The following is a 5,589-nucleotide window of genomic DNA, read 5'->3' as shown; positions in this document are numbered from 1 at the left end:
TCCCCCCCGGGGGGGGGGTGGTGTGGGGTGTTGTTCGTGTTGTTGTTGGTTGTGTTGGGGGTGGTGTGGGGGGGGGGGGGGGGGGTCGTCCAACACTAAATCCGCGGGGGCGGGGCGGTTCAGGCAGGAACCGGCCGGAGGCCGAAGAACCGACCGGAGGTCAGAAGTACGTGCGGATGTAATCCGTGACCGTTCCGTCCGCCTCGACCAGAGGGATCAGCTGCCACTTGTCGAAGGACGTGCACGGGTGCGACAGGCCCATGCCGATCCAGTCGCCCACCGAGAGTTCCCCCTCCGGAGTCGTCCGGATCCACGCGTGCTGGTCCGAGAGGCCGGTGATCGTCATTCCGGTCGCGGCCCCTTCCACCCCGTCCCGGCGGACGACCTGCGCCTCCGGCAGGTCAAGGTCGTACGCAGCGTCCCGCTTGCCCGCGTTGGCGAACGCCTGCTCCGGCGTGGGCCGGGAGACCACCTGCGCCCACAGACGGAAGGCGGGCTCCAGCGTGCCCTCCTGCGGGACGCGGTTGAACGGCGTCAGGTGGCGGTAGTGACCGTCGTCGTGCGAGACGTACGCGCCCGAGCGGAGCAGCTTCAGCACCGGCACCGACAGCTCGGGGATCTCGGCGAACACGTCCGCCACCGCGTCGAACCACGCGCTGCCGCCCGCGCTGACGACGACCTCGTCGAGATCGGCGAACCGGTTCGCCTTGTCGAGCTCGACCGCGAGGGACGTGAGCCTGCGCAGCCACGCGTGCACGCGCTCCGGCGTCGCGTCCGGCACCTCGCCCTCGTACCCGGCGACACCCACAAGCCGCAGCGTGTCCGCGCTCGCCACGGCGTTGGCGATGTCGAAGCACTCGGCCTCGGTCCGCACACCGGTCCGCGCGCCGTCGCCCGCGGCGAGCTCCACCACGACGTCCACGGGGCGCGTGGCCCCCGCCTCGCGCAGCGCCGCGTCCATCAGGGCCACTCCGGCCACGGAATCGACGTAACAGATGAAGCGGAAGGAGGGGTCGGAGTCCAGTTCCGCCGCGAGCCAGCGCAGTGCCGCCGCGTCCACCAGCTCATTGGCGAGGAAGATCCGGTCGATGCCGAAGGCGCGCGCGACCCGCACCTGGTGCGGGACGGCGAGCGTGATGCCCCACGCGCCGCGCTCCAGCTGCCGGGCGAAGAGCTGCGGCGCCATGGACGTCTTGCCGTGCGGGGCGAAGGCGAGGCCGTGCCGCTCCGAGTACGTCTCCATCAGCGCGAGGTTGTGCTCGAGGCGCTCGGCGGAGAGCGCGAGGACGGGCGTGGTGAAGCCGCCCGTGAAGAGGTTGCGGCGCTGGGCCGCGAGCTCGCCGACCGTCAGGCCGTCCGCGTCCGGCGGCAGCGCCTTGAAGCGGTGGTCGACCCGCTCCTCGGTGAGCCGGTCCAGCTCCGCGGCCAGTCGGGCGGGCCCTTCGACGGTGCTGTCGGCGTTGCCGGCGTTGTCGGCGGCCATGTGCGCCTCCTTGAAATGGTGTGTTGCGCGGTATGCAACGGTCATTGCGTATGTCGCTTACTGCTGTCTAACATCCGAGCCAACGCCGGGTCAACGGATCCGGAAAGCCGATCAGGAGCAGCAAGGGGTTGGGACGAAAGTGACCGCACACGGAGAACTGGGCTACGCGGACGGCACCGGTGCCGTCGATGTCGTGGCGCTCGGCGAGTCCATGGTCACCTTCCTGCCCACCCGCGCAGGCCGCCTCGCCGACGTCCCCTCCTTCGATCGCGGAATCGGCGGCGCCGAGTCCAACGTCGTCTGCGCGCTCGCGGCCGCGGGCCACCGCACCCGCTGGGTCAGCCGGGTCGGCGCCGACGGCTTCGGCGACCATCTCGTCGAGGCGATCGCCCGTTATGGAGTGGACACGTCCGCCGTCGGGCGCGACCCGCACCGCCCCACCGGGATCTACTTCCGCACCGCCGACGACCGCGAGACCGACGCCCACGAGGTCCTCTACTACCGCGCCGGATCCGCCGCCTCCGCGATGTCCACGGCCAACACGGACCAGGCCGCCCTGCGCTCCGGATACCTCCTGCACCTGTCCGGCATCACCGCCGCGCTCTCCGCGGACTGCCTGGACCTGCTGCGCGCGCTCACGATTCCCCAAGCTCCCGGCTCCGCTCGAGCAGGGGAGACCCCATCCGCCACGCGGGCGGACGGCGTCTCCTTCGACGTCAACTACCGGCCGGGCCTGTGGGCCGGCGGCCAGGGCGCGGACCCCCGCGTCCTGCTCGACCTCGCGCGCGCGGCCGACCTCGTCTTCGTCGGCGAGGACGAGGCCGCCGACGCCTGGGGCATCACCGGCGGCCCCGACGCGATCCGCGCCGCCCTGCCCGAGCCGCAGCTCCTCGTCGTCAAGCGGGGCGCCGACGGCGCCGTGGCGTTCGGCGGCAACGGCACCCGGTACGAGGAGCCGGCGCCGAGCGTCGACGTCGTCGCGGCCGTCGGGGCCGGGGACGCCTTCGCCGCCGGGTTCCTCTCCGCCACGTTGCGGGGGCTCCCCGTCGGGCAGCGGCTGCGCCACGGCCACCTCATGGCCGCCGCCGCCCTCACCGTCCCCGGCGACCTCGCCGCACCACCGTCCCGTGACCACGCCGACCGGCTCGCCGCCCTCGACGCCACCGCCTGGGGGAGACTGCACCTCGGCCCCGGCTGGACGGCAGCCGACGACGAGGCCGCGCAGGAGGTACTTACGTCATGAGCCAGACCGTCGACCGCGCCCTGTCCATCCTGCCGCTGCTCGCCGAAGGCCCCGCCGACCTCGGTCAGGTCGCCGAACGCCTCGACGTGCACAAGTCCACCGCGCTGCGGCTGCTCCGCACGCTCCACGAGCACGGCCTCGTCTACCGCCAGTCCGACCAGCGCTACCGCCTGGGCGCCCGCCTCTTCGCGCTCGCCCAAGAGGCCGTCGAGAACCTCGACGTACGCGAGATCGCCCACCCCCACCTCCTCGCGCTCAACGAGAAGTGCGGCCACACGGTCCATCTCGCGGTCTACGAGGAGCAGGAAGTCCTCTACATCGACAAGGTCGAGAGCCGCTACCCGGTGCGGATGTACTCGCGCATCGGAAAGCCGGTGGCCATCACCGTCGCCGCCGTGGCCAAGCTCCTGATCGCCGACTTCCCCGAAGCCGAGCGCCGCGCCATCGCGGAGAAGCTCGACTACCCCACGTACACGTCCCGTTCGACACCCAACGCCGCCGCGTTCCTCAAGGAGCTCGGCGCCGTACGCGAACAGGGCTGGGCCACCGACCTCGGTGGCCACGAGGAGTCCATCAACTGCATCGGGGCCCCCATCCGCGGTGCGGACGGCCGGGTCGTCGCCGCCATGTCGGTCTCCGCGCCGAACGTCGTCGTCACCGCCGAGGAACTCCTCACGCTGCTCCCGCTGGTGCGCCGTACGGCGGACGCCATCAGCCGTGAGTACTCCGGAAAGTCACCCCTCAAGGAAGCCTGATCCCCACCATGACCGAGAAGATCGCACTCACCCCGGCCACCCACACCACTCCGCCCGCGAAGTTCTCCCACGGCGTGAAGAAGGGCAACATCCTTCAGGTCGCAGGGCAGGTCGGCTTCCTCCCGGCCGAGGAGGGCAAGGCCCCCACCCCCGCGGGCCCGACCCTGCGCGAGCAGACCCTCCAGACGTTCGCCAACGTCAAGGCGATCCTCGAAGAGGGCGGCGCGACCTGGGACGACGTGATGATGATGCGCGTCTACCTCACGGACGTCGACCACTTCGCCGAGATGAACAAGATCTACAACGAGTACTTCGAGGAGCAGGGCCTCAAGGCCCCCGCCTCCGCCCGTACGACGGTCTACGTCGGTCTCCCCGCGGGCCTGCTCATCGAGATCGACGCGCTCGCCATCCTGAGCTGACGCTGCGTCACCAACCCCCCACCAGTAAGCCGTTCGTCGTCACGGTGCGGCGCCCATCAAGTCCACGGGCGCCGTGCCGCGATCCCCCCTGCCCCGAAAGCCCCATGCACTTACGAGGTCAACGATGTCCCCGTCCCCCTTCACCGCGCTCGCGGCCGCCCCCGCCCCCGAGGTGCCACCTCACACCGGCGGCATCCTCACCCTGATCGACGGCACGGCAGGCCTGCTCACGGTCGCCGCGCTCGGCATCGTCCTTCTCCTCTTCCTGATCATCAAGGTCAGGCTGCAGCCCTTCGTGGCGCTGCTCGCGGTCTCCATAGTCGTCGGCCTCTCGGCCGGCCTCTCCGTCACCGAACTCTTCGGCACCGTCCAGAAGTCCGACGCCGTCTCGGTCATCGAGTCGGGCATGGGCGGCATCCTCGGCCATGTGGCGATCATCATCGGCCTCGGCACGATGCTCGGCGCGATCCTCGAAGTCTCGGGCGGCGCCGAGGTGTTGGCCTCCCGCCTGCTCGGCATGTTCGGCGAGAAGCGGGCGCCCCTCGCCATGGGCCTGACGGGCCTGATCTTCGGCGTCCCCGTCTTCTTCGACGTAGGCATCTTCGTCCTGGCCCCCATCGTCTACGCGGCGGCCAAGCGCAGCGGCAAGTCGATCCTGCTCTACTGCCTCCCCCTCCTCGCGGGTCTGTCGATGACCCACGCCTTCCTGCCCCCGCACCCGGGCCCGGTGGCGGCGGCCGGTCTGCTCCACGTGGACCTCGGCTGGGTCATCCTGATGGGCATCGTCTGCGGCATCCCGGCCGTCCTCGCCGCCTGGGTCTTCTCCGCCTGGGTCGGCAAGCGCATCTTCGTCCCCGTCCCGCAGGACATGGTCGAGGCCGCCGACGAGGCGAAGGCCGCGGTCGTCGCCGAGCAGCGCGCCGCCGGCGTCGAGCCGCGCGAGAAGCCGGTGCCGCTTGCCACGGTCTTCGCGATCATCGGTACGCCGCTGCTCCTGATCCTCCTCGCGACCTTCTCGTCGATCGCCTTCGACCCTTCCCCAAGCTCTTCGACAGGCTCCGAGCAGGGGATACCCCATTCGTTCCGCAGCGTCATCGAGTTCTTCGGCAGCCCCTTCGTCGCCCTGACGATCGCGCTCCTGATGGCGTACTACCTGCTGGGCATCCGCCGCGGCTGGTCCCGCAAGTCCCTTGAAACGGTGTCGACTTCATCGCTCAAGCCGGTCGGCAACATCCTCCTGGTGGTCGGCGCCGGCGGCATCTTCGGCGCGGTCCTCAAGGCGAGCGGCGTGGCCGCGGCCCTCTCGGACACCTTCCAGGACGTCGGCCTGCCGATCATCGTCCTCGCCTACCTGCTCTCCCTGGTCCTGCGCGTGGCCCAGGGCTCGGCGACGGTCGCGATCGTCACGACGGCCGGCATCGTGGCCCCCCTCCTCTCCGAGGGCGACCACTCCCAGGCCTTCGTCGCCCTGGTCATCATGGCGATCTCGGCGGGTTCGATCTTCGCCTCGCACGTCAATGACGGGGGCTTCTGGATGGTGGCGAAGTACTTCGGCATCTCGGAGCGGGACACGCTGAAGACGTGGACGGTCCTGGAGTCGGTGCTTTCGGTGGCGGGCTTCGTGGTGGCGGGTGTGGTGATTCTGTTTGTGTAGCGGTTTCAGCGGTCTACGTGTAGGGGGGGGGGAGC

5 protein-coding genes are annotated in these 5,589 nt (G+C 70.6%); 4 read left to right on the top strand and 1 reads right to left on the bottom strand.

From position 1 onward, the window contains the following. Positions 1-160: 160 nt before the first annotated feature. The gene (locus ACFWY6_RS43730; RefSeq protein ID WP_384702984.1) at positions 161-1,483 is read right to left on the bottom strand and encodes an amino acid deaminase; all 1,323 of its coding nucleotides are present in this window, start codon (positions 1,481-1,483) and stop codon (positions 161-163) included. 139 nt (positions 1,484-1,622) lie between these two features. On the opposite strand from ACFWY6_RS43730, the gene ACFWY6_RS43725 reads away from it, so the two are divergent. The 4 genes from ACFWY6_RS43725 (at position 1,623) to ACFWY6_RS43710 (ending at position 5,554) form a co-directional block, all read left to right on the top strand. Further along, positions 1,623-2,726, top strand: coding sequence for a sugar kinase (locus ACFWY6_RS43725; RefSeq protein WP_384702981.1), 1,104 nt, complete (start codon positions 1,623-1,625; stop codon positions 2,724-2,726). Next, positions 2,723-3,481 carry an IclR family transcriptional regulator gene (locus tag ACFWY6_RS43720; protein ID WP_384702978.1) on the top strand — a complete coding sequence of 253 codons (759 nt, stop codon included), beginning with the start codon at positions 2,723-2,725 and terminating at the stop codon, positions 3,479-3,481. The genes ACFWY6_RS43725 and ACFWY6_RS43720 overlap by 4 nt, the downstream gene beginning before the upstream one ends. 8 nt (positions 3,482-3,489) lie before the next feature. Beyond that, a complete protein-coding gene (locus ACFWY6_RS43715) occupies positions 3,490-3,900 on the top strand; it encodes a RidA family protein (protein ID WP_384702975.1) in 411 nt (136 codons plus the stop codon). A 124-nt stretch (positions 3,901-4,024) separates the two neighbouring features. Beyond that, on the top strand, positions 4,025-5,554 hold the full coding sequence (locus ACFWY6_RS43710) for a GntP family permease (protein ID WP_384702972.1): 1,530 nt from the start codon (positions 4,025-4,027) through the stop codon (positions 5,552-5,554). The last annotated feature ends 35 nt before the right edge of the window (positions 5,555-5,589 follow it).

It is taken from the genome of Streptomyces sp. NPDC059037 (genome assembly GCF_042740015.1).
GTDB lineage: Bacteria > Actinomycetota > Actinomycetes > Streptomycetales > Streptomycetaceae > Streptomyces.
This window is presented reverse-complemented; position numbering and strand designations above follow the sequence as displayed.